At 64.3% G+C, this 23,209-nt stretch carries 21 protein-coding genes; 7 read left to right on the top strand and 14 right to left on the bottom strand.

The features are described 5' to 3' along the window. The first annotated feature begins 35 nt into the window (after positions 1-35). Positions 36-1,352: an NAD(P)/FAD-dependent oxidoreductase gene (locus tag COW1_RS03485; protein WP_096366444.1), complete on the top strand. Its 1,317-nt coding sequence runs from the start codon at positions 36-38 to the stop codon at positions 1,350-1,352. Here COW1_RS03485 and COW1_RS03480 read toward each other — a convergent pair. The 6 genes from COW1_RS03480 to COW1_RS03455 form a co-directional block, all read right to left on the bottom strand. Beyond that, the gene (locus tag COW1_RS03480) at positions 1,349-2,029 is read right to left on the bottom strand and encodes a hypothetical protein (protein WP_201345446.1); all 681 of its coding nucleotides are present in this window, start codon (positions 2,027-2,029) and stop codon (positions 1,349-1,351) included. The genes COW1_RS03485 and COW1_RS03480 overlap by 4 nt on opposite strands. A 401-nt stretch (positions 2,030-2,430) precedes the next feature. Then, positions 2,431-2,772, bottom strand: a complete 342-nt coding sequence (locus COW1_RS03475; protein ID WP_096366446.1) for a S24 family peptidase — start codon at positions 2,770-2,772, stop codon at positions 2,431-2,433. Between the two features lie 40 nt (positions 2,773-2,812). After that, positions 2,813-4,249, bottom strand: coding sequence for a siroheme synthase CysG (gene cysG, locus COW1_RS03470; RefSeq protein WP_201345445.1), 1,437 nt, complete (start codon positions 4,247-4,249; stop codon positions 2,813-2,815). Between the two features lie 173 nt (positions 4,250-4,422). After that, positions 4,423-5,082 carry a hypothetical protein gene (locus COW1_RS03465; protein WP_201345444.1) on the bottom strand — a complete coding sequence of 220 codons (660 nt, stop codon included), beginning with the start codon at positions 5,080-5,082 and terminating at the stop codon, positions 4,423-4,425. A gap of 197 nt (positions 5,083-5,279) precedes the next feature. After that, positions 5,280-7,943 (bottom strand): aminopeptidase N, encoded by a 2,664-nt coding sequence (gene pepN / locus COW1_RS03460; RefSeq protein ID WP_201345443.1) that lies wholly within the window; start codon positions 7,941-7,943, stop codon positions 5,280-5,282. A 385-nt stretch (positions 7,944-8,328) separates the two neighbouring features. Then, on the bottom strand, positions 8,329-9,120 hold the full coding sequence (locus COW1_RS03455; RefSeq protein WP_201345442.1) for a TusE/DsrC/DsvC family sulfur relay protein: 792 nt from the start codon (positions 9,118-9,120) through the stop codon (positions 8,329-8,331). 267 nt (positions 9,121-9,387) lie between these two features. Here COW1_RS03455 and COW1_RS03450 point away from each other — a divergent pair, with 267 nt between their 5' ends. From COW1_RS03450 to COW1_RS03435, 4 genes are all read left to right on the top strand, one after another. After that, on the top strand, positions 9,388-9,759 hold the full coding sequence (locus COW1_RS03450) for a hypothetical protein (protein ID WP_096366450.1): 372 nt from the start codon (positions 9,388-9,390) through the stop codon (positions 9,757-9,759). Between the two features lie 151 nt (positions 9,760-9,910). Further along, positions 9,911-10,609, top strand: a complete 699-nt coding sequence (locus tag COW1_RS03445; protein WP_201345441.1) for a hypothetical protein — start codon at positions 9,911-9,913, stop codon at positions 10,607-10,609. Between the two features lie 79 nt (positions 10,610-10,688). Further along, the gene (locus tag COW1_RS03440; RefSeq protein ID WP_096366452.1) at positions 10,689-11,831 is read left to right on the top strand and encodes a GGDEF domain-containing protein; all 1,143 of its coding nucleotides are present in this window, start codon (positions 10,689-10,691) and stop codon (positions 11,829-11,831) included. Further along, positions 11,828-12,340, top strand: coding sequence for a histidine phosphatase family protein (locus COW1_RS03435; RefSeq protein WP_157745593.1), 513 nt, complete (start codon positions 11,828-11,830; stop codon positions 12,338-12,340). Before COW1_RS03440 ends, COW1_RS03435 begins: the two co-directional genes overlap by 4 nt. A gap of 49 nt (positions 12,341-12,389) precedes the next feature. Here the strand turns inward: COW1_RS03435 and serS are convergent, their stop codons facing one another. The 8 genes from serS to ald form a co-directional block, all read right to left on the bottom strand. Then, positions 12,390-13,667, bottom strand: coding sequence for a serine--tRNA ligase (gene serS / locus COW1_RS03430; protein ID WP_201345440.1), 1,278 nt, complete (start codon positions 13,665-13,667; stop codon positions 12,390-12,392). A 123-nt stretch (positions 13,668-13,790) separates the two neighbouring features. Then, positions 13,791-14,096: a DUF190 domain-containing protein gene (locus tag COW1_RS03425; protein WP_096366455.1), complete on the bottom strand. Its 306-nt coding sequence runs from the start codon at positions 14,094-14,096 to the stop codon at positions 13,791-13,793. Then, a complete protein-coding gene (crcB, locus tag COW1_RS03420; protein WP_201345439.1) occupies positions 14,093-14,467 on the bottom strand; it encodes a fluoride efflux transporter CrcB in 375 nt (124 codons plus the stop codon). Before crcB ends, COW1_RS03425 begins: the two co-directional genes overlap by 4 nt. A 252-nt stretch (positions 14,468-14,719) precedes the next feature. Next, positions 14,720-16,045, bottom strand: coding sequence for a replication-associated recombination protein A (locus tag COW1_RS03415; RefSeq protein ID WP_201345438.1), 1,326 nt, complete (start codon positions 16,043-16,045; stop codon positions 14,720-14,722). A 6-nt stretch (positions 16,046-16,051) separates the two neighbouring features. Next, positions 16,052-16,285, bottom strand: a complete 234-nt coding sequence (locus COW1_RS03410; RefSeq protein WP_201345437.1) for a hypothetical protein — start codon at positions 16,283-16,285, stop codon at positions 16,052-16,054. Between the two features lie 19 nt (positions 16,286-16,304). Beyond that, entirely contained in the window at positions 16,305-16,940 is a 636-nt protein-coding gene (gene lolA, locus COW1_RS03405) for an outer membrane lipoprotein chaperone LolA (RefSeq protein WP_201345436.1), read from the bottom strand. An 11-nt stretch (positions 16,941-16,951) separates the two neighbouring features. After that, positions 16,952-19,258: a DNA translocase FtsK gene (locus tag COW1_RS03400; protein WP_201345435.1), complete on the bottom strand. Its 2,307-nt coding sequence runs from the start codon at positions 19,256-19,258 to the stop codon at positions 16,952-16,954. Positions 19,259-19,597: 339 nt separating this feature from the next. Continuing rightward, on the bottom strand, positions 19,598-20,674 hold the full coding sequence (gene ald, locus COW1_RS03395; RefSeq protein ID WP_201345434.1) for an alanine dehydrogenase: 1,077 nt from the start codon (positions 20,672-20,674) through the stop codon (positions 19,598-19,600). A gap of 110 nt (positions 20,675-20,784) precedes the next feature. On the opposite strand from ald, the gene trxB reads away from it, so the two are divergent. Both trxB and COW1_RS03385 read left to right on the top strand, forming a co-directional pair. Next, complete coding sequence (trxB, locus tag COW1_RS03390) at positions 20,785-21,756, top strand: thioredoxin-disulfide reductase (RefSeq protein WP_201345433.1); 972 nt, start codon at positions 20,785-20,787, stop codon at positions 21,754-21,756. Between the two features lie 266 nt (positions 21,757-22,022). Next, positions 22,023-23,204 (top strand): GNAT family N-acetyltransferase, encoded by a 1,182-nt coding sequence (locus COW1_RS03385; protein WP_201345432.1) that lies wholly within the window; start codon positions 22,023-22,025, stop codon positions 23,202-23,204. The last annotated feature ends 5 nt before the right edge of the window (positions 23,205-23,209 follow it).

Genomic DNA, 23,209 nt, shown 5'->3' with positions numbered 1-23,209 from the left:
AGGCCGGGCAGCCGCCCGCAAAAGCAGACAACGCCATGAACGACAAGACCAACAAGCACCGTATCGTCATCGTAGGCGGCGGCGCCGGCGGACTGGAACTGGCCACCCGGCTGGGCAGGAAACTCGGCCGCCGCGGACGCGCCGACATCACCCTGGTGGACGCCAGTCGCACGCATATCTGGAAGCCCCTGCTGCATGAGGTCGCGGCCGGCACCTTCGACTCCTACGAGAATCAGCTGGAATATCTGGCCCAGGGGGCCAAGAACGGCTTTCACTTCCGGCTCGGCCGGATGGAGGGTCTGGACCGGGAAAAAAAGGAAATTCAGGTCGCCCCGACCTACAGCAGCGACGGAGAAGAGATCATCCCGCAGCGCACCTTCGGCTACGACACCCTGGTGATCGCCGTGGGCAGCGTGAGCAACGATTTCGGCATTCCCGGCGTCAAGCAGCACTGCCTGTTCCTGGATACCAAGACCCAGGCCGAGCAGTTCCAGACCCGACTGCTGGAATCCTATATCCATGCCCATGCCCAGAACCGGCCGCTGGAACTCAGTCAACTCGACGTGGTGATCGCCGGCGGCGGCGCCACCGGCATCGAGCTGGCCGCGCAGCTGCACAAGGTATCACGGCTGTTCCGGGCCTACGGGCTGGAGACCATCACCCCGAACGCGATCCAGATCAGCATCGTGGAGGCGGCCGAGCGCATCCTGCCCGGCCTGCCCGAACGCCTGTCCCAGGCCACGCACGCCGAACTGAACCGGCTGGGTATCGATGTCATCACCGGTCAGCGGGTCACCGAGGTCACCGATCAGGGCGTGCGGACCGACAGTGATCAGTTCATCCCAGCAGCGATCAGGGTATGGGCCGCAGGCATCAAGGCGCCGGATTTCCTGCAGGACATTGCCGGACTGGAAACCAACCGCGGCAACCAGCTGGTGGTCCGCCCCACTCTGCAGACCACGCGTGATGACGCCATTTTCGCCCTCGGCGACTGCGCCGCCTGTCCCTGGCCGGAAAAGGACAGCCTGGTGCCGCCACGCGCGCAGGCCGCACACCAGCAGGCCTCGCACCTGTACCGGGTACTGCAGCAGCGCCTCAACGGCGAGCCGCTGTCGGAATATCACTATCGGGATTACGGCTCGCTGGTCTCGCTCGGCCGCTACAGTACGGTGGGCAATCTGATGGGGAACCTGACCGGTTCCGTGATGGTGGAAGGCTTTATCGCGCGGATGGTGTACCTGTCACTGTACAAGCTGCACCAGCTGGCGCTGTTCGGGTTCTACCGCACCACCATGCTGAGCATCTCGCACCTGTTCCGCGCGAGCGTGCATCCGGAGATCAAGCTGCACTAGTGCTGGGCACTGAGCCGCCGGCGTGCCGCAGCCGCCAGCCCGACCAGGCCGGAACCGAACAGCAGCAGTGCGCCCGGCACCGGAACGGCTGCCGGCGGGACCAGTCCGTCGGTCTCCATGGTCAGGAAGCCCAGCCCGCCCCGGGTCTCGGGGAAATAGCGCCCGAACAGGCCCACCTGCAGGTCCGCGCTCTCCAGACCGAGCAGCAGGCTGGTGTAGTCGACGGCCAGTGCGAAACGGATCGCCAGCGACTCGTGCACGGCCTCCGTACCCGCGTTGATACCGCTTACCGTGGCCGGGCCGCTGATACCGAAGTCATAGGCGGGATCACGTTTCGCCGGATGCAGGGTACCGGGCCTGGCCAGCCCCTCCATCAGGTCCACCCGGCCCACGCTGCCGCTCTCGATGGCATTCAGGCCGGAGAAATAGCCATCACCGAAGAAATAGATATGCGGCAGCACCACCGAGGCCTCCGGGCCGATGTTGGCAAAGGTGAAAGTCACCTCGTCGGCTGCGCTCTGGCTGACATCGATACGGAACTGGGACTCGCCGATGGCGCAGCCTACATCCACGTTGGGTCGGGTGGCAACGCAGACCGGATCGAGGGAGACGGCCTGCAGCAGACCGGGAAGCAGCAGCAGCAGCAGACTGAGAAAACCGGTTTTGAAACGGGACATGGAACTACCTGTCGTTGGCATATGAGTCATCCAGCGATGTAATGCAATCACCAGGCCAGGTTTCTAACTTCCTAATATCGTATATATTTCCCTGAACCCTGTCTCAGCCGCTTTGAAAAATGTAACTAATTTCGACAAAGCGATTTCCGGGAAAATATCGCCTCTATAATTTATTTTAATATCATTAAGATAAATTAATTAAAAAATCATAATTTTAGACTACAGCATTTTATATGAGGTTTTTTTGTAAGATATTGCTTACATATTCGGATAATTTTACATGCATGGATGCGGCTCAACGCATCGCTGCGGGCAGGGTGGATCGGCAGGTGGGCGCGGAGTGATGATAACGGCCGGCCGGTCCCGTCTGACCACGGGACCGGACGTGCCCTGAAGCAGGATCAGTCGTAGTGCTTGTGGTAACTGCGGCGGGTACCCGCGCGCTGCACGATCACACCGGAGATCTGGTGCAGGCCATCGATCTCAAGGGTGTCGTAACTGGAACGCATGGGCTTGAGGTAATAGCGGTCGTCCTGGACCAGCAACTGGCGGAAGATCAGGTCGTCCCCCTGCAGCCTGGCCAGCACGAAGCAGCCGTTCTGCACCACGCCGGAGGGGTCGATGATGATGATGCAACCCTTGGCGAACTCGGGTTCCATACTGTCGTCGAGTACCTGCAGTGCAAACAGTTCCGCCTCGCCGCAGGAACCGGAATCGATCTGTATGTCGAGGGATTCGCTCATCGCTCACCTCCTGCCTGTACGGCATTGCTTGCAGTGGACCTCAACTGCGCCCGGCCTGGCCGTGCGAGCTGAAGACGGTGCCGGGAGTATGCTCCTCGGCCTGATACCACTCGAGTTTCTCATGCAGCTTGACCACCTCGCCGACGATGGTCAGGGTCGGCGCCCGTACCTCGGCCTGACGCACGATCTCGGGCAGGGTGCGGACCGTGCCGATGAGCACGCGCTGGTTGGGCGTGGTGCCCTGCTCCACCAGCGCAGCCGGCATGTCCGGTGACATGCCGTGCTCGACCAGCCGCTGGCTGATCACGGAAATGCCGGTCAGTCCCATGTAGAAGACCACGGTCTGGCGCGGCTGCACCAGGGCCGGCCAGTTCAGATCCAGATCCCCGGCCTTGAGATGCCCGGTCACGAAGGTCACCGACTGGGCGTAATCGCGATGCGTCAACGGAATCCCGGAATAGCTGGCACAACCGGCGGCAGCGGTGATTCCGGGCACCACCTGAAACGGCACGCCCTCCTGGGCCAGGGTCTCGATCTCCTCGCCGCCGCGGCCGAAAATGAAGGGGTCTCCGCCCTTGAGCCGCAGCACCCGCTTGCCCTGCCTGGCATGCTCGACCAGCAGCTGGTTGATGCCTTCCTGCGGTACGGCGTGGTTGTCCTTCTCCTTGCCGACATAGTAGCGCTCGGCATCGCGGCGGGTCATGTCCAGGATCGGCCCGGCCACCAGCCGGTCGTAGATGACCACATCGGCCTGCTGCATCAGCCGTACTGCGCGGAAGGTCAGCAGGTCGGGGTCGCCCGGCCCGGCGCCGACCAGGTAGACCTCGCCCATCTCGCGGCCGGCCGACTTGCCGGCCAGGGCATCCTCGAGCGCCTGGCGGGCCTCGTCGTCGCGTCCGGCGAACACCATTTCGGCGATCGGTCCCTGCAGTACCTCCTCCCAGAAATGGCGGCGTTTGCCCTCGTCCGGGATCGCAGACCGCGCCCTGTCACGATAGGCCTCGGCCATGGCCGCCAGCCGACCGTAGGTGGAGGGAATCAGGGTCTCCAGGCGGGCGCGCAGCTGGCGCGCCAGCACCGGGGAGGCACCGCCCGTGGACACGCTCACCAGTACCGGCGTCCGGTCCATGATGGAGGGAACGATGAAGCTGCACAGTTCGGCATTGTCGACCACATTGACCGGGATGCCGCGGGCCTGACACAACCCGGAGATGTGCGCATTGACGGCACTGTCATCGGTCGCGGCAATGACCAGGTGTTTGCCGTCGAGGTCCGAGTCCTCGAACAGCCCCTGCCGCCACTGGACCGCCCCGCCGTCGGCCTGGCGCTGCAGTTCCGCTGTCAGGGCCGGGGCAACCAGGTGCACCTGCCCCTGCGCCCGCTGCAGCAGGGCCACCTTGCGCTGGGCCACTCCGCCCCCGCCGACCACCAGACAGGGTTTGTCGGCCAGGGTCAGGTAAATCGGTAAATAGTCCATCGATGCTGATCCAACGTGGGAGACAAGGCCGCGTTCAGGCACGCAACGCGGCGGGCAAAGCCGGGTTGCGCGCGCAGCCCGGACCGGGCGCAACTATAATAGTTTAGATACTGTTTTACAAGAGATTTCCAGAAAGACAGGAAGGGTTTTCAGCGCTGCGGGGGATCCCGTACTCAGGGGAAGCGCTTGCGGAAGCTGCCCATCAGGCTGTAGCCGTTGTCCTCGCCGGCCAGACCGAAGCCGGAACGGTCGATCAGGCGGATGCCCAGGCCGTAGCTGTCGAAGTTGCCCTCGGCGGCAATGCTGAGATCCGGATAGCCGTGTTCGAAGCCCACCCCCTGGCGATAGCTCTGCCCCATCTGCAGGGACAGGGACAGGCGCTCACTCACCGGCGCCTTCCAGCCCGCCTGATAGTAGAAACTGCGATCGCCGTCCACGCTCTGCGGCTCATCCAGATACCAGACCTGGCCACTGAACCCCTGGTAGCGGAAGCCGAGAAAGGCGTCATGATAATCGTGTCGGGACAGGCCCAGCGGTTCTACTGCGCGCTCCCGGCCGTGAGCCATGCCGGCATCCAGCGCCAGACCGTTGTCCAGGGTGTGGGACAGCTGCAGGCCCTGCGGGGCGGTATGAGCGGTGGCGCCGACTGCGGCGTTGGCACGGTTGTAGCGGGCGAGCGGGTCACGCGCCAGGGCGGAGTCAGCCGTGGAAAAGGCCCAGCCTTCGTAACCCGACGCGGCATCCGCGGCCAGCGCCGGGAAGGCACAGGCCTGGGCACCCAGGAGGGTGCCCAGGGCCAGGGTCCGGAAGAACTGGTTGCCGTTGGCTGGCATGGCGGTCGTACGCGGCTGTGAGGCTCGATCAAATGGAATAATTTGACGCTAACATAGCACAGCGCGTTCCACCGATACAGGGTTCACACTTCCCGCCGGCGGCCAGGTCAGAGACCCTTTGAGACTGTACTGACTAAGCAACTGAATTGTCTCACAGGTCGGCGCCGGCCACGGGGCGGGCCGGTGACCGGGCGGACTCAGTTCGTACCGGTATCGTCGCCCAGGCTGCGGGCGGCGATTTCGTAGAGATCCCGCGATACCCCGCCGGCGTCGCGCATCTTCTCCAACTCGGTCCGCATCCCGGCCTGGCGTGTCGGATTGTAGCGACGCCAGTCGGTGAAGGCCGCGGCCAGACGCGAGGCCACCTGGGGGTTGCGGCCATCGAGGGTACGGATCTGCTCACCGATGAAGCGGTAACCTGCACCTGAGGCCTGGTGGAACCCCACCGGATTGCCCTGGGCGAAGGCCCGCAGCAGCGCATAGACCTTGTTGGGATTGCTCAGACTGAAGGCCGGATGGCCGGTCAGGGCCTGGACCCGCTCCAGGGTATCCGCACGGTCGGCGGTCGCCTGCAGGCTGAGCCACTTGTCCACTACCAGGGTGTCCTGCTGCCAGCGGCTGTAGAAATCCTCCAGAACCGCCTCTCGCTGCGGGCAGTCACTGTTGACCAGCGCCTGCAGCGCGGCCAGCGAGTCGGTCATGTTGCCGGCCTGCTCATACTGGCGCAGGGCCAGCTGGTAGGCGGAGTCGTCCTCGCAGGCGATGAGATAGTTCAGGCACAGGTTGCGCAGTCGGCGCCGGCCGGCCGAGGCGGCATCCGGGCTGTAGGCACCGGTCTCGGTCAGCTGCTCATAGCAGGCCTCCAGGTCCGGGCGCAGCGCCCGGGACAGGGTCAGGCGCAGGGCCTGGCGGGCGGCATGCAGCTGTTCCGGTTCGATCGGATCGACGAATTCGGCCAGATAGCCCTCGGCCGGCAGGGTCAGGGCCAGGGCACGCAGGGCCGGATCCAGGGCCGTGTCGGCCAGGGTCCGCCGGGCCGCCTCGATCAGGGGCCGGGCGGTGTCGGCATCCAGGGCCTGCGGTGGATGTGTCAGCAGCAGGCGCCGGGCCAGGGTCTGGCCGGCCTCCCAGCGGCAGAAGGGATCACTCTCATGGGCCGAGAGCAATGCCAGTTCCGCATCGGTGTAGTCCAGCGCCAGCTTGACCGGCGCGGAGAAACCGCGCAGCAGCACCGGCACCGGCTCGGCCGGAATGTCCTGGAAGACGAAGGTCTCCTCCTCCCGGCACAACTCCAGTACCCGCGATTCGCCGCCGGCTGCAGCCTCGCCGTACAGCCGCAGCGGCAGCGCCCTGCCCTCTCGGTCGCACAGCCCCATGGCCACCGGGATGTGGAAGGGCTGCTTGTCCGACTGTCCCGGCGTGGGCGGGCAGTGCTGGCGCAGGGTCAGGGCACAGGTACGGGCCTGCGGGTCGTAGTGACGCTCCACCTCGAGTTCGGGTGTGCCGGCCTGGTCGTACCAGCGCCGGAACTGCTGCAGGCTGACACCGGTGGCCGCCTCCATGGCATTGACGAAGTCATCCGTGGTCACGGCCTGACCATCATGGCGTTCAAAGTACAGATCGCAGCCGCGGCGAAAACCCTCGGCGCCAAGCAGGGTGTGCAGCATCCGCACCACCTCGGCGCCCTTGTTGTAGACGGTCACGGTATAGAAGTTGTCGATGGCAACATAGTGATCCGGCTTGACCGGGTGTGCCATGGGACCGGCATCCTCGCGGAACTGGTGGGTGCGCAGAATGTTGACGTCGCCGATACGCTGCACGCCGCGCGAGTTCATGTCGGATGAGAACTCCTGGTCGCGGAACACGGTGAAGCCTTCCTTGAGACTCAGCTGGAACCAGTCCCGGCAGGTCACCCGGTTGCCTGACCAGTTGTGGAAATACTCATGGCCGATGACACTCTCGATATTCTGATAATCGGCATCGGTCGCCGTATCCGGGCGCGCCAGCACATAACGCGAATTGAAGACATTGAGGCCCTTGTTCTCCATTGCGCCCATGTTGAAATCATCGACGGCAACGATCATGTAGCGATCAAGATCATATTCCCGGCCGTAGACCTCCTCGTCCCAGCGCATGGCGTGCTTGAGCGAGGCCATGGCATGATCGCACTTGTCCAGATTGTGCTTCTGCACATAGATATAGAGATCGACCTCGCGCCCGGAACGGGTCACGAAACGGTCCTGGATCCAGCCCAGGTCGCCGGCCACCAGGGCGAACAGGTAACAGGGCTTGGGGAAGGGATCCTGCCAGGTGACATAGTGACGGCCGTCCTCCAGCTCGCCGCTGGCGATCGGGTTGCCGTTGGACAGCAGCACCGGAGTGGCGGCCTTGTCCGCGCGCAGGGTGGTGGTGAAGCGCGCCATCACATCCGGCCGGTCCGGATAGAAGGTGATACGGCGAAAGCCTTCGGCCTCGCACTGGGTGCAGAAGTTGCCGCTGGAGGTATAGAGCCCGGAGAGTTCGGTGTTGGCGCTCGGGTTGATGCGGGTCTCGATCTCCAGCACTCCGGTCTCGGGCAGCCCCCGGACCTCGAGACCAGCTTCATCCAGGCGATAGCGGTCTGCCGTCAGCGGCTCGCCGTCCAGGGCAATGCCCAGCAGTTCCAGCGCCTCGCCGTCGAGGTGCAGGGGCGTGTCCGGCCCGGTCTCCGGCGCCCGGCGAAACTGCAGCCGGGAACGCACCCGGGTCGCCTGCGGGTCCAGGTCGAACTCCAGTTCCACCGCCTCGATCTGCCAGGCCGGTGGCTGATAGTCCTTGAGATAGACAGTGGCGGGCTTCGGGGTGCTGGCTTTGCGGTCCATGGCGGGCGATTCCGGGTTGCTGTGTCACAGGACCCTTTATTCTGCCCGAATCGACGGGCTGTGGCATCCCATCCCGCCGGATCACGATGGCGACGGAACACACGGAATGCACGGACAAATTGAAATCTTATGGCATCGTAGGTCGGGTTAGCGCAGCGTAACCCGACACTCACGGCGGAAACGTCGGGTTACGCCCTGTCGGGCTAACCCGACCTACGATGCTCATACAATGATAAGCCTGTCCGTGCTTTCCGTGTTTTCCGTGGCCATAAAAAAACCCTCCCTTTACAGGGAGGGTAAAGCTACACCCCTCGAAGAAAACGGTGTAAGCAGGTTTACGGCGATTACCGTAAATTCTTTAGTGTTGTTGGTATGACCAACAGATTCAGCCGTCGATGCAGCCCTGCGGCTCGGGCAGGCCGGCGATGCGCGAGCCCTGGCGCGAGGGTCCCTTGGGAAACAGCTTGTAGAGATAGTCCGCGCCGGCCTTTTCCGGACCGACCTCCTCGCGCATATGCCGCATCAGGATCTTGACCATCGGGCTGATGCCATATTCGAAATAGAACCCGCGCAGGAAATTGAGGATCTCCCAGTGCTCCGCGGTCAGTTCGATGCCCTCCTTCTGGGCCATGTGGGCCGCAACCCGTTCATTCCAGCGGTGCAGATCGACCAGGTTGCCCGTGGGGGTGACCTCGTGGCGTTCGCCGTCGAAGTTGAAACTGCCCACGAAGTGGCCGGCCGCCCTGGACTGCTTGACCCTGGGATTGTCGGCGGCCCGGTTGGCGGCATAGGTACGCCGCTCCAGTTCAGCATCCAGATGCGGCATCGGCACGCCGGCGAGTTTGGAACCCTGCACCAGCACGTCGCCGGGAAACAGCGAATCCAGGCGTTCATCACGGGCCAACTCCGCGTGGCCCTCGCGCAGCAGGGCGCGCTTGAGCAGCTTGCGGACCGGCGAAACGTTGTATTCCTCATAATAGGCGCGCATCAGGTTGATCACGTCCCAGTGATCCTGGCTCAGGCTCACCCCCATGGCAGCGGCCATGGCTGCAGCGACCTCCGGAGTCCAGTCATCGAGGTTGTGCAGCCGTCCGTCCGGCATGAGCGGGACGGTCCTGCCGCCGACCTCCATCACGGCACCAGTGGAAAACTGGACGACATTCGAGGCTTGTGGCATGTCAGCACCTTTATCAATCTCTGTGTTGCAGGTTCAGCCTGGCTTGGCGTTGTCAGGCGGGAACATGGGCCGGTCGACTGCCGCGGCAACCATCCCCCTCATATCCGCTTTAGCGGTCCCCGACAGACGATCTTGAATCCTGCGATGGCAATTCAGGTTAAAATTCATTATGTTAGATATTTCTAATATTGTGGCGGCGCGCCGGCGTCTGGCCGTTGCCGGCACCAGCGGCTATCCTGACGGGCACCAGCAGACAGCCGCATCCCCATGAGAAAGGAAATTGCAATACACTGCGATCAGCGCATCCAGACGCTCCTGCTCGAGGCCCTGGAGAACTATGTCGATGTCGCTTTCCCGCCCCACAGTTCCGACTGTGCCCAGGTCGCACGCAGCGCGCTGCAGGATGCAATCGCCGGCCTGCGCACGGAGTTCGCCAGCCAGGGCCAGGCCAGCTACAACAAGCGACTGCGCGCCATGTTCCGGAAAGGCATCAAGCTGCATTATCAGTTGCAGGAGGCCGACAGCGGACGCTCGCATGCCGCCGAACGGGAATTATCGCTGGCCGTGGTCGGCGGTGAACCTGCCGGCGCCGCAGAGTTGGAACGCGCTCGCAGTCAGGACGCCGGACCGACGGCTTGAGGCGCAGTGCTGTCGGGGGGATAATTCCGCCGCTGCGGCGTGGCAACGGGATTGCCCCGCCGGGGCGCATCTACGCTAACGACAGCCATTGACGGCATCTGCCTGCATCAGCCGATCGCAATTCAGACCCTGTAACCAACCGCATCGACCTATGACCACAACGCCCCTGTTCAGTCGCGAGCCCGGCGCCCACGAGCGTCACCTGCGCCGGCGCTATGAAAACCCCCTCTTCCCTCCCGAGCGCCGCCGGATCGGCGACCGGGACGTGCTGGCTGCCCGTCGACGTGATCAGCAGCACCTCGAAGCCTTTCTGGAACGTTTTCACCAGGTGGTGCAGCGAGCAGTGAATCTCGACGCCAATGTCCAGAGCGACGTTATTCTGGAACTCAAGGAGGAACTGGATCGCTGCTACGAGGAGGCTGCCGGACTGGCGGGGGACCAGGCCCGCATCAAGGAGGCCATCGTAAAGCTGGTCGGCACCATCATGCGGGCCGTGCGACAGGGGGCGGAACACGACGCCGTGGCGCTGCGCAAGCTTGACGAAGAGGATCAGGCCCGCAGCCTGCACTACGAACTGCTGGAGGAGCCGCTGGTCGCCGACCTGCTCAATCCCGAAGACGTCATCCCTGAGGGCGATCTCATACCTGCATTGCTTGGCTGTGAACCCGCCGTGCTGGAGAAGGTGCTGACCCTGTTCAGCCCCGAGCAGATGACGGTGATGATCCGGGATGCGCGCAGCCTGCTGGAAAACACAACGTTGGAAGCCGGCGTCCTGGCGCTGGCCACGACCAACCTGGTGCGGATGGAAGCCGCGGCCACCGAACAGGCCGGCACCCATACCGTCAATTAGGAAGCGGCCGATCGCCGGTGTATAATTACCGGTCTGGCTGAGGCTGGCCGAAATAACAAACCGCACAAGGAACGAAGCCATGGGAATTCTGCGTCGTCGAAGCGTGGACGACCGGCGCTCCGGGCGTGACCGGCGCTGGACCGACGCTGCCGTCTGCAAGGGACTGAATCAGGACGTCTACCGCTTCCCCGACTGGTCGGAACAACTCATCCAGTTCCTCACCCGCTACCTGTTCTTCAGCCTCGGCATCCTGTTTTTCAATTTCACCCAGAACATCGAACCGGTCTGGCTCAGCCGCCTCGAACTCAATATCGCCTTCGGCGTATACTTCATCATCAACACCCTGAATTTCCTGCACGCCAGCCGTCACCCCATCTGTCCGGCCCGCTATCACTTCGCCATGTGGGTGGACATCGCCATCACCGCCATCTCGGTACTGAACGACCCCTACGCCATCCCGCCCTCCCTGCTGGTATTCATCATGGTGGTGCTCGGCAATGGCATGCGCTACGGCATGCGCCTGTTCGGCGAGGCGGTAATCGGATGCTTCGGCGCCGTGATGCTGGTATTCACCCTGCGTTACTCCAACATGGGCGAGCTGTTCACGCCGGGCATGCTGTTCCTGAACCTGTTCGGCGGCATCATCCTTGTCTACGCCTACATCCTGATGGGACGTATCGAGCAGTCGCGCCGCCAACTCGAACACAACAGCCGCATTGACCCCCTCACCGGTCTCATGAACCGGGGCGCACTTATGGAGCTTTCCGACGGACTATTCCAGAAGCTTGGCGGCGGCCCGCACCGCGCCGTGGTCATGTTCGCCGACATGGACAAATTCAAACAGGTCAACGATACCTATGGTCACGGTACCGGCGACGAGGTCCTGCGCAGGGTTGCCGAAATCATGCGCGGTTCGCTGCGAGGTACCGATCTCGCCGCCCGCATCGGCGGTGACGAGTTCGTGCTGGTACTCACCGACATCACCCTGGACGAAGCTGAGTTGGTCGCCACCCGCATCCAGGAACAGATCGCGCAGTATGCCTGTGACCATCGACTGCCCTGCAGCGTGACCATTGCCCTCGGCGAAGCCCCGACGCATGGCCGCAGCCTCGATGCGATTCTCGACCACGTCGACCGCGCCCTGTACAAATGCAAGCGCACCCGCAACTGCACCGGCATCATGCGCGCCGACCTGGTGCAACCGGAGCAGGTGCCGGCGTGAGTTGTACGCTCGGGCTGCTGCGTCACGCCAAGTCCGACTGGGAAACGGGACGTGCGGATATGGACCGGCCGTTGAACCAGCGCGGCAGCAGGGACGCACCCCGCATCGGCCGCTGGCTGCGCAGCCGGGGTTCATGGCGGCCGCAGTTGATCCTGAGTTCAACCGCAGTACGGGCGCGGCAGACCATCGCGGCCGTGATCGAACAGGCGGGGCTGGAGGATGTTGAACTGCGCTGGGAAGATGGCCTCTATCTGGCCAGCCGCAGGGCGTTGCTTGAGCAGGTGCGCGCCCTGCCCCCAGCCTGCAACAGCGTGCTGCTGGTCGGTCATAATCCAGGGCTGGAAGAACTACTGGAGGATCTGAGCCGGACGCCGGTGCCAATCACAGACAGCGGCAAGGTATTCACCACCGCCAATCTGGCGCTGCTGCAACTGGACAGTGAATGGAAGAATGCCGATCGCGGCAGCGCTGAACTGCTGGAACTGGTGCGGCCGCGGGATCTGGAGTGATTCGGGTTGATTATCCGGCTGCTGCGTTATACACACCCCCGGCACATCCTCATCCCCCAGGCCGGATCACCTCCACCCCCCCCATGTAGGATCGCAGCGCCTCCGGCACAGTGACGCTGCCGTCGGCCTGCTGATGGTTCTCCAGGATCGCCACCAGGGTGCGGCCCACCGCCAGGCCGGAGCCGTTGAGGGTATGCAGCAACTCCGGCTTGCCGGTATCCGGGTTGCGCCAGCGGGCCTGCATGCGCCGCGCCTGGAAGTCCTCGAAGTTGCTGCAGGAGGAGATCTCGCGGTACTTCGCCTGTCCCGGCAGCCACACCTCGATGTCGTAGGTCTTGGCGGCGGAGAAGCCGATATCGCCGGTGCACAGGGTCACCACACGGTAGGGCAGTTCCAGCCGCTGCAGGATGGTCTCGGCATGACCGGTCAGGGCTTCCAGCGCCTCGTAGGACTGCCCCGGCGGCACCATCTGCACCAACTCCACCTTCTCGAACTGATGCTGGCGGATCATGCCGCGGGTGTCGCGGCCATAGGAGCCGGCCTCGCTGCGGAAACAGGGCGTGTGGCAGGTAAAGCGCAGCGGCAGCTGCTCCGCGATCTCGCCGCGCAGGATATTGGTCACCGGGACCTCGGCGGTGGGGATGAGATAGAACCGCGGGTCGCTGGTGGTGGCGAACAGGTCCTCCTCGAACTTGGGCAGCTGGCCGGTGCCGCGCAGGCTGTCGGCGTTGACCAGGTAGGGCACATAGACCTCCTGGTAGCCGTGCTCGCGGGTGTGCACGTCCAGCATGAACTGGATCAGGGCGCGGTGCAGCCGGGCCATGTCGCCGCGCATGAGGGTGAAGCGCGCCCCGGCGATCTTGACCGCAGTGTCGAAGTCCAGACCGTTGCCGCCGGTGCCGACGTCGACATGGTCGCGCGGCTCGAAGTCGAACTCCCGCGGCTCGCCCCAGCGACGTACTTCGACGTTGTCATCCTCGCTGTCACCGCCCGGCACCGAGGCATGCGGAATATTCGGGATGGCCATGAGAATGTCGTTGAGCTCGCCCTGCAGGGTTTCGAGCCTGGCCTTGGCGGCATCGAGCTGATCGCCCAGCCCGGCCACCTCGTCCAGCAGCGGCTGGATGTCCTCGCCCTGGGCCTTGGCCTTGCCGATGGCCTTGGAACGACGGTTGCGTTCGGCCTGCAGCTGTTCCGTATCCACCTGCAGCGACTTGCGCTCCGCCTCAAGGGCGCGCAGCCGCTCGACATCCAGGGTGAAGCCGCGCCGCGCCAGTTGCTGCGCGGTCTGTTCCAGCTCGGTTCTCAATAACTTCGGATCCAGCATGGTTTGCCTTTGGTTGTATGATCTCAACGTAGGTCGGGTTAGCCCGCCAGGGCGTAACCCGACACCGTCCATCGCAACTGTCGGGTTACGCTATCGCTAACCCGACCTACGCCAGCGTTTGAGTTATTCGTGTACCGTGGCCGGCCAGGTCACGACATGACCCGGTGCGATCTGATCTTTCTGGTGTTCCAGTATCCGTTCGACCTTCTCCGGCGTGTCGAAGAACTCGATCACCAGCGGCAGGTCCAGCGCCAGGTCCACCAGCCGCGCCTCGTGCATCTGCCCCGAGGGACCGAAACCGCTGACGGCCCGGAACACGGTCACCCCGCGCACCTCTTCCTCGTCGTGCAGCCGCCGGACCAGGTGGCTGTGTCGTTCCTCGACATCCGTCATATAGATACGTACGAAGGTAACTTCGACCTGCTTCATAACTGCCTCCCGAGCGCCATGCCGAGACCCGCTGCCCCGATGCACAGCAGTACGCTCAGCATCACGTTTGCCGCCGCCCGTCCCAGTTCGCCGGCCTGCATCAGGTTCAGGGTTTCCAGCGAAAAGGTGGAAAAGGTAGTGAAGGCCCCCAACAGCCCGACCAGCCAGAAGGCGCGCAGCGCTGGAGCAACCGCCAGCCGCTCGACCAGCAGGATGAACAGCAGCCCCATCAGCAGGCTGCCGAGCACATTGACCACCAGGGTGCCCCAGGGAAACTCCCGTCCCCACCAGTGATGGACACCGGTGGAAATTCCATAGCGCAGCACCGAGCCCAGCGCGCCGCCCAGGGCAATGGCCAGCCATTGGCTCATGACACGTGGGATCCTGTCAGTGTTGTTTGTGGCATGGGCGGCCATGTTACACCAGTTAAGCGTTTTTTATAAAAGAGCGCCACGGAATACACGGAAAGCACTGAAAATATGATTATGGTGTTGGCAATATCTGACAGTTCTCCCGTCATTCCAGCGTATGCCGGAATGACGTTATTGAACGATGCAGGATCCCAGGACAGCAATAATGAATTTGTCCGTGTTTTCCGTGTATTCCGTGGCGCTCTTCGCTCTTCAATCAGACTCATCCTTCGCCCGCCGGTCCAACTCGCGCAGGTGGGCCAGCTTGTCGCGGATCTTCAACTCCAGCCCGCGCGGCACCGGATCATAGTAATGCGGCCGCGGCATGCCTTCGGGGAAATAATCCTCGCCGGCGGCATAGGCCTCGGGCTCGTCGTGGGCATAGCGGTATTCGCGCCCGTAGCCCAGTTCCTTCATCAGCTTGGTCGGCGCGTTGCGCAGGTGAATGGGCACCTCCAGCGAGCCGTATCTGCCGATCTCGCGGCGGGCGGCGTTGTAGGCCATGTAGACGGCGTTGCTCTTCGGCGCGCAGGCCAGGTACAGCACCGCCTGAGCCAGGGCCAGTTCGCCCTCGGGACTGCCCAGGCGTTCCTGCACGTCCCAGCAATTCAGGCACAACTCCAGGGCGCGCGGATCGGCGTTGCCGATGTCCTCCGAGGCCATGCGCACAATGCGCCGCGCCAGGTACAGCGGGTCGCAGCCGCCGTCGAGCATCCGCACCAACCAGTAGAGTGCGGCGTCCGGTGCCGAGCCGCGCACCGACTTGTGCAGCGCCGAGATCTGGTCATAGAAGGCCTCGCCGCCCTTGTCGAACTGGCGCAGCCCGCCCGAGGCCACCTCGTTGACGACGGCCTCGGGGATCACCATGGCGCCGTCCTGCTCGACGGCCAGGTCGGCGGCGATCTCCAGCAGGTTGAGCACCCGCCGGGCATCGCCGTCGGCGGCCCGGCACAGGCGGTCGCGCAGTTCCGGGGCGAGTTCGATCCGGCGTTCACCCAGGCCGCGTTCGGTGTCTTCCAGCGCCTCGTCCAGGATCCGGCGCAGGGTCTCCGGCTCCAGGCGCTTGAGCACATAGGTACGTGCGCGCGACAGCAGGGCGTTGTTCAATTCGAACGAAGGATTCTCGGTGGTCGCACCGACGAACAGCACGGTGCCGTCCTCGACATGCGGCAGGAAGGCATCCTGCTGCGACTTGTTGAAGCGGTGCACCTCGTCGACGAACAGGATGGTCGGGCGGTTGTAGGCCTCGCGCAGCTGGCGGGCATGCTCGACCGCCTGGCGGATGTCCTTCACCCCGGCCAGCACCGCCGACAGGGTCATGAACTCGGCCCCGGCGGTGCGCGCCAGCAGCCGCGCCAGGGTGGTCTTGCCGGTGCCGGGCGGACCCCAGAAGATCATCGAATGCAGACGCCCGGCCTCGATGGCCGCGCGCAGCGGCTTGCCCGGCCCGAGCAGATGCTCCTGGCCGATGAACTCGTCCAGCGTGCGCGGCCGCATGCGGTCGGCCAGGGGGCGGTAGGCTTGTTCGCTGTCCTGCATGGGCGGTTATTCCTGGAAGATCGAAATAGCCACGGAAAACACGGAAAGCACGGACAGATTTTTATTATTGCTGTCGAAGTAACCTGCACGCGCGTATGCCGTCATTCCGGCGCATGCCGGAATCCACAGACCGCAGCGGTTTCTGGATTCCGGCATGCGCCGGAATGACGGGAATTCGGTCAGATAACTGGTAAATCCATGACCATGTTTTTCCGTGCTTTCCGTGTTTTGCGTGGCCATAGCGCTCTTAGACAGCTCTTCAACCCTCTCCGCCCAGCACATCCGTGCCCGGCGGCGGATCGAAGCGGAACAGTTCGGGGTCGAGTTCGACATTGCGCTGCGCGTTGGTGAAGCGGATATCGGTACGCTGGCCGAAGCTGTCGTGCAGAATCATGCGGCGCAGCATGCCGTCGGCGAAGCCCAGGTGAATGGCCTCAAACTGGCTGTCTGCATCGCGCGGCATGAGCTCGACCCAGGCGATGTCGCCCTCCCCGCCCACGACGGCGATCTGAAAGACCTCGGCCGGGTCCTCCACGCTGCTCAGCAGCACCGCCGGGGTACCCATCAACACCTCCTCCTGGGGCTTGCGCGTGGCCTGCTCCAGGTCGGCGTCGTAGGTCCAGAGGGTACGGCCGTCGCCCAGGATGACCTGGGTGTAGGGCTCGGCATAGTTCCAGCGGAACCGGCCGGGGCGCTGGATGAAGACCTCGCCAGAGCCTTCCTGCACCCGGTCGCCGTGGCGGTCCAGGACCTCCTGGGTGAAATCGGCCCGGAAGCTGCGCAGGCCGTCGAAGAAGGCGGTGAACACCGCCGGCGGCTCGGCTCGCGCGGAGCTGAACAGCAGAAACAGGAATGCAGCGAGAAGCCAGACGGTTCGGTTCAATACGCTAGACATGCTGTGACCTCTCAATCCTGGGGCGGCGGCGGCGCGAGCACCTCGCGCGAGCCGTTGGCCTCCAGCGGCCCGACGATGCCGGCCGCTTCCATGGCCTCGATCATGCGTGCGGCGCGGTTGTAGCCGATCTTGAGCCGGCGCTGCACGCCGGAGATGGAGGCCCGCCGGGTCTCGGTGACGATCTGCACCGCCTGGTCGTAGAGCGGGTCGGACTCGCTGTCCTCGCCGCCGATGGGTGCCTCGCCCGGCAGTTCGCCACCGGGTACGTTGTCCTGCAGGATCTCCTCGATATAGTCGGGCGCGCCGCTGCCCTGCAGATGATTCACCACCTTGTGCACTTCCTGGTCGGAGACGAAGGCGCCGTGCACACGCATTGGCAGGCCGGTGCCGGGCGGCAGGTAGAGCATGTCGCCGTGGCCCAGCAGCTGCTCGGCACCCATCTGGTCGAGAATGGTGCGCGAGTCCACCTTGCTCGAGACCTGGAAGGCGATGCGGGTCGGAATATTGGCCTTGATCAGGCCGGTGATGACGTCCACCGAGGGCCGCTGGGTGGCCAGGATCAGGTGCACGCCGGCGGCGCGTGCCTTCTGCGCCAGCCGGGCGATGAGCTCCTCCACCTTCTTGCCGACCACCATCATCATGTCGGCCAGCTCGTCGACGATGACCACGATGTAGGGCAGCTTGTCCAGGGTGGGATGCTCGGTCTCGTCCATGTGCTCTTCCGGCTTCCACAGCGGATCGGGAATGGGCTCGCCGCGGTCGATGGCCTCTTTGACCTTGCGGTTGTAGTTGAGGATGTTGCGCACCCCGAGCGCGGCCATCAGCTTGTAGCGCCGCTCCATCTCGGCCACGCACCAGCGCAGCGCGTTCTGCGCCTCCTTCATGTCGGTCACGACCGGCGTGAGCAGGTGCGGAATGCCCTCGTAGATGGACAGCTCCAGCATCTTGGGGTCGATCATGATCAGGCGCACATCCTGCGGCAGGGTCTTGTACAGGATGCTGAGGATCATGGCATTGATGGCCACCGACTTGCCCGAGCCGGTGGTGCCCGCCACCAGCAGGTGCGGCATGCGCGCCAGGTCGGCCACGATGGGCTGGCCGCTGATGTCCTTGCCCAGCGCCAGGGTCAGCGGCGAGCTGGAATCGTCGTAGGCGCTGGATTTGACGATCTCGCTCAGGGTGACGATCTCGCGGTGCTCGTTGGGGATCTCCAGCCCCACCACCGACTTGCCCGGGATGATCTCCACCACCCGCACGCTGATGGTCGACAGGGCCCGGGCCAGGTCCTTGGCCAGGTTGGTGATCTGGCTGACCTTCACCCCGGTGCCGGGCTGCAGCTCGAAGCGGGTGATGACCGGGCCGGGGCTGACCGCGACCACCTCGACCTCGATGCCGAAGTCGGCCAGCTTCATCTCCACCAGCCGCGACATGGCCTGCAGGGCCTCCTCGGAATAGCCGCCGACCTTCTTCTGCGGCTCGTCCAGCAGCGCCAGCGGCGGCAGCTCGGAATTGGGCGGCGGGTCGAACAATGGAACCTGGCGTTCCTTCTCCTCGCGCTCGCTGGACTCCACCGTCTTGATCACCGGCTCGATCCTGACCGGCTTGCGTTTCTCGACCTTCTTCTTCTCGGTCCGGACCACCTCTTCGCGCTCGCGCACCGCCTTGCGGCTTTCGAGGTAATCCTTCGCCTGGCGCAGCTTCTGCCGGGCCAGGCTCAACCCCTCCAGCACCAGCCGCCCGGTCTGGTCCATGAGGGCGAACCAGGACAGGCCGGTGAACAGGGTCACCCCGGCCAGGAACAGGGCCAGCAGCAGCAGGGTCGCGCCCAGAAAACTGAAAGGCCCGGCCAGGCCGCCGCCGATGAAGTTGCCGAGGATGCCGCCGGCGCTGAGAGGCAGTGCGCCTTGGGCGATGGCGAAGTGCAGACTGGCCAGACCGCAGCCGGCCGCCACGGTGAGCAGGAAGCCGGCCCAGCGGATGCCCAGCACCCGGTAGTCGATCTCGTCGCGGCCGTCACGGCCGCGGAAGATCAGCCAGCCGCTGAAGGCGATCATCACCGGGAACAGGTAGGCCAGGTAACCGATCAGGTAGAGCAGCACGTCGGCGAACCAGGCACCGACCGCGCCGCCCAGGTTCCGGACGTCGCCGCGCGGCCCGCTGTGCGACCAGCCGGGATCGTCGTGGTGATAGGTCAGCAGCGCGAACAGAAAATAGAGCGCGATCGCCGCCAGCACGATGAGCGCACCCTCACGCACACCGCGACTGACATGGTGTCGCAGCGGGACCGGGTTCGCCTTCTTGCGTTTTGCCTGGGCCAAGATGAGAAATCTTTGTAGGTTTATCGTCTAACTATATTGACTTAAAAGGAAATCGGCCGCAACCAAAATCATAGAAATTATTGGAAACACAGCGGCTGCCCAACCTGAGATCGTCATCCCGGCGAATGCCGGGATCCAGACACCGCAGCGGTCTCTGGATTACTCGCTGCGCTCGCCCTCCGGGCCGCCCTGCGGGCCTTCAACGCGCAAGCGCTTTTGTCCCGCCGAAGCCTGTGCCGGCGCAGGCCGGTACGGGAATGACGGCCTCTTCAGGGATGTGGCCGGCACTCTCGACCGCTGCGTACTATGTATTTCTTTAATTTTCATCCGGTTGTCAGGTCAATGTTTCCCGCCCAGTGCGGCCTTGACCGCCGGGTGAACCACGTCCCCGGCATGGATGTTGATGCCGGCCGCCAGGCCCGGGGCGGTGGTCCAGTTCTGCTCCCCGGCCAGCAACAGGGCGTAGGGCAGCACCGCCGCCGACAGCGCCTGGGAGGCACTGCGCGGCACCGCCCCGGGCATGTTGGTCACGCCGAAGTGCACAATGCCGTTCCAGTCATAGGTGGGTGCGCTGTAGTCGGTCGGATGGATGGTCTCGATGCAGCCGCCCTGGTCGACGGAGATGTCCACCACCGCGCCGCCGGGCGCCATCCGTTCCACCATCGACGCCGGCACCACATGCGGGGCGCGGGCGCCGGGAATGAGCACCGCCCCGATCAGCAGGTCGCTGGCCGCCACCGCCTCGGCCACAGCGTCCTGGTAGGGATACAGGGCGGTGACATTGGGCCCGAGTTCGCGCATGGCCTCCAGCCGTTCGCGCTTCTTGTCGAACACCGTCACTTCTGCACCCATGGCGGCCGCAAAGGCGGCGGCATTGCCCCCGGCAAAACCGCCGCCGATGACGGTCACCCGGCCGCGTTCCGCTGCCGGCAGTCCGCCCAGCAGCATCCCCTTCCCGCCCTGGGGAGTATGCAGCAGGGTGGCGCCGATCTGCACTGCCAGGCGGCCGGCGATGTCGCTCATGGGGGCGAGCAGCGGCAGACCGCCGGCGCGGGTCACGGTCTCGAAGCCGATGGCGGTCAGACCGATGGCCTGCAGTTGCCGGGCCAGTTGCACCTCGGCGGCCAGATGCAGGTAGCAGAACAGCAGATGATCCGCACGCAGGTGCTCGAGATCCCCCGCCACCGGCTCCTTGACCTTGATGATCAGTTCGCCATGGCTATAGACCGCCTCGGCATCGGGCAGGACTTCCACGCCGGCGGCGCGGAATTCATCGTCGGTATAGCCGGACTGCAGCCCGGCGCCGGCCTCGACCGCCACCGCATGGCCGGCCTGGACCAGGTCGGCGCAGGCCGCCGGGATCAGCCCGACCCGACCCTCGAGCGTCTTGATCTCCTTCGGTATCCCGATGCGCATGCCCTCTCCTTTACCCCCCCGATCAAAGCCCGTACCATTACGGCGCGTCGTGCATACGGCGAAGATTCCCAGGTCCCTGGCCCCTGCCAGTCAATGCGGAGCCATTATACATGAGCGAACCCAAGCACTGTCGTCTACTGATTCTCGGATCCGGCCCGGCCGGCTACACCGCCGCGATCTATGCCGCGCGCGCCAATCTCAACCCCGTCCTCATCACGGGCCTCGAGCAGGGCGGCCAGCTGATGACGACCACCGAGGTGGAAAACTGGCCCGGCGGCGCCGCGGATCTGCAGGGACCGCAACTGATGGACGAGATGCGCCAGCACACCGAGCGCTTCGACGCCGAAATCGTCTTCGATCACATCAACAGCGTCGACCTCAAGCAGCGCCCGTTTCAGCTCAAGGGCGATTCCGGCAACTACACCTGCGACGCCCTCATCATCGCCACCGGCGCTTCGGCCATGTACCTGGGCCTGGATTCAGAAGAGGCGTTCAAGGGCCGGGGCGTATCGGCCTGCGCGACCTGCGACGGCTTCTTCTACCGCGACAAGAAGGTGGCTGTCATCGGCGGCGGCAACACCGCCGTGGAAGAGGCCCTGTATCTGGCCAACATCGCCTCGCACGTGACCCTGGTGCACCGCCGTGATGCCCTGCGTGCCGAGAAGATCCTGCAGGACCGGCTGTTCGCCAAGGAGAAGGAAGGCAAGGTCGGCATCGAATGGAACCATGTGCTCGATGAGGTGCTGGGCGACGACGCCGGCGTGACCGGCATGCGCCTGAAGAACACCCAGGACGACTCCACGAAGGAGATCGATGTCCACGGCGTGTTCATCGCCATCGGCCACAAGCCCAACACCGACATGTTCGAAGGCCAGCTGGACATGGCGCACGGCTACATCAAGGTGAAGAGCGGCACCGAGGGCAACGCCACCGCCGCCAGCGTGGAAGGCGTGTTCGCCGCCGGCGATGTCATGGATCACGTCTACCGCCAGGCCATCACCTCCGCCGGTACCGGCTGCATGGCCGCGCTGGACGCAGAGAAGTATCTCGACAACCTGGACCAGAACGCCAGTCATTATTGATATGCCTTGGCTCAACGCAAAGGCGCTAAGGACGCAGAGAATCCTATAAGATTGATACGTCATTGCGAGGAGCGAAGCGACGTGGCAATCTCCCACTGATCCTGTCTGCGTTAAAAGATTGTCGCGCTGCGCTCGCAATGACGGATACAGATGAAATTCCTCTGCGCCCTTTGCATTAATGCCGCGAGTTCACAAGTAACAGCCGGTTATTAAAGCCCGCCATTGGTGGGCTTTTTTGCACCCTCGTTCCGGGTACACTCTGCCCCATGCAGATCCGTATCAGCCACAGCCTCGACGAGGTCCCCGCCGCCGACTGGAACCGCCTCAATCCGGACGGTAACCCCTTCCTTCGCCACGAGTTCCTCGCCGCGCTGGAACACCACGACTGCGTGGGCCGGACCTTCGGCTGGTTGCCGCATCACCTGCTCGCCTTTGACGACCAGCGCCGGCTGGTCGGGGCCGTGCCCTTGTACTTGAAGACCAACTCCTATGGCGAATTCGTCTTCGACTGGGCCTGGGCCGACGCCAGCGAGCGTGCCGGCATGCCCTGGTACCCCAAGGCGGTGGCGGCCGTACCCTATACCCCCGTCACCGGGCGGCGGCTGCTGATCAATCCGACGCTGTCCGATCCCGAACCGGTGCGCCGCGGGCTGATCGAAGCCGCCGGGGTACTGGCCCGCGAGCAGGGCCTGTCGTCGCTGCACTGGCTGTTTCCCGATGCGAGCGACACCGACAGCCTGGAGGATGCCGGTTTTCTGCTGCGAATGGGCTGCCAGTACCACTGGACCCAGCCGGGCTACCGCGACTTCGACGATTTTCTCGACAGCTTCAGCGCCCATAAGCGCAAGAAGCTGAAACGCGAACGGCGGCGGGTCATCGAGGCGGGTATCGAGCACCGCATCGTCCACGGCCACGAGGCCGATGAGGCCGACTGGCGGACCCTGCATCGCTTCTATCAATCCACCTTCGACAAGAAGTGGGGCACGGCCACCCTGAATCTGCCCTTCTTCCGCGAACTCGGCGCCGCCATGGGCGAGCAGGTGGTGCTGATCTTTGCCGGCATCGACGGTCGGCCGGTGGCCGGGGCCCTGTGCTTTCGCAGCCAGGGCGCGTTGTATGGCCGGCATTGGGGCTGCGAGGCCGACTACCATAGCCTTCACTTCGAGACCTGCTACTATCAGGGCATCGACTACTGCATCCGGGAGGGCCTGAGCCTGTTCGAGCCCGGTGCCCAGGGCGAACACAAGGTCAGCCGGGGATTCCTGCCCACGCCGACCTGGTCGGCGCACTGGATCGCCCAGCCACGGCTGCGGGAGGCGATCGCGGATTTCCTGTCACGGGAGCAGCGGGCCATGCGCGACTACATCCACACCCTCAACGCGGAACACCTGCCCTACAAGGCCGACCGGCTGCCGCCGGCCGCCCGTCACGTGCGTCGCATCGACTGAGACTG

Source organism: Thiohalobacter sp. COW1 (assembly GCF_016629505.1).
Lineage (GTDB): Bacteria > Pseudomonadota > Gammaproteobacteria > Thiohalobacterales > Thiohalobacteraceae > Thiohalobacter > Thiohalobacter thiocyanaticus_A.
Note: the sequence above shows the minus strand (reverse complement) of the source record. Positions and strands in the feature narration are given on the sequence as shown.

Coding starts and splice junctions, on each gene's coding strand:
- COW1_RS03485 (WP_096366444.1), top strand. CDS start 36: ATGAACGACAAGACCAACAAGCACCGTATCGTCATCGTAGGCGGCGGC.
- COW1_RS03480 (WP_201345446.1), bottom strand. CDS start 2,029: ATGTCCCGTTTCAAAACCGGTTTTCTCAGTCTGCTGCTGCTGCTGCTT.
- COW1_RS03475 (WP_096366446.1), bottom strand. CDS start 2,772: ATGAGCGAATCCCTCGACATACAGATCGATTCCGGTTCCTGCGGCGAG.
- cysG (WP_201345445.1), bottom strand. CDS start 4,249: ATGGACTATTTACCGATTTACCTGACCCTGGCCGACAAACCCTGTCTG.
- COW1_RS03465 (WP_201345444.1), bottom strand. CDS start 5,082: ATGCCAGCCAACGGCAACCAGTTCTTCCGGACCCTGGCCCTGGGCACC.
- pepN (WP_201345443.1), bottom strand. CDS start 7,943: ATGGACCGCAAAGCCAGCACCCCGAAGCCCGCCACTGTCTATCTCAAG.
- COW1_RS03455 (WP_201345442.1), bottom strand. CDS start 9,120: ATGCCACAAGCCTCGAATGTCGTCCAGTTTTCCACTGGTGCCGTGATG.
- COW1_RS03450 (WP_096366450.1), top strand. CDS start 9,388: ATGAGAAAGGAAATTGCAATACACTGCGATCAGCGCATCCAGACGCTC.
- COW1_RS03445 (WP_201345441.1), top strand. CDS start 9,911: ATGACCACAACGCCCCTGTTCAGTCGCGAGCCCGGCGCCCACGAGCGT.
- COW1_RS03440 (WP_096366452.1), top strand. CDS start 10,689: ATGGGAATTCTGCGTCGTCGAAGCGTGGACGACCGGCGCTCCGGGCGT.
- serS (WP_201345440.1), bottom strand. CDS start 13,667: ATGCTGGATCCGAAGTTATTGAGAACCGAGCTGGAACAGACCGCGCAG.
- COW1_RS03425 (WP_096366455.1), bottom strand. CDS start 14,096: ATGAAGCAGGTCGAAGTTACCTTCGTACGTATCTATATGACGGATGTC.
- crcB (WP_201345439.1), bottom strand. CDS start 14,467: ATGAGCCAATGGCTGGCCATTGCCCTGGGCGGCGCGCTGGGCTCGGTG.
- COW1_RS03415 (WP_201345438.1), bottom strand. CDS start 16,045: ATGCAGGACAGCGAACAAGCCTACCGCCCCCTGGCCGACCGCATGCGG.
- COW1_RS03410 (WP_201345437.1), bottom strand. CDS start 16,285: ATGGCCACGCAAAACACGGAAAGCACGGAAAAACATGGTCATGGATTT.
- lolA (WP_201345436.1), bottom strand. CDS start 16,940: ATGTCTAGCGTATTGAACCGAACCGTCTGGCTTCTCGCTGCATTCCTG.
- ald (WP_201345434.1), bottom strand. CDS start 20,674: ATGCGCATCGGGATACCGAAGGAGATCAAGACGCTCGAGGGTCGGGTC.
- trxB (WP_201345433.1), top strand. CDS start 20,785: ATGAGCGAACCCAAGCACTGTCGTCTACTGATTCTCGGATCCGGCCCG.
- COW1_RS03385 (WP_201345432.1), top strand. CDS start 22,023: ATGCAGATCCGTATCAGCCACAGCCTCGACGAGGTCCCCGCCGCCGAC.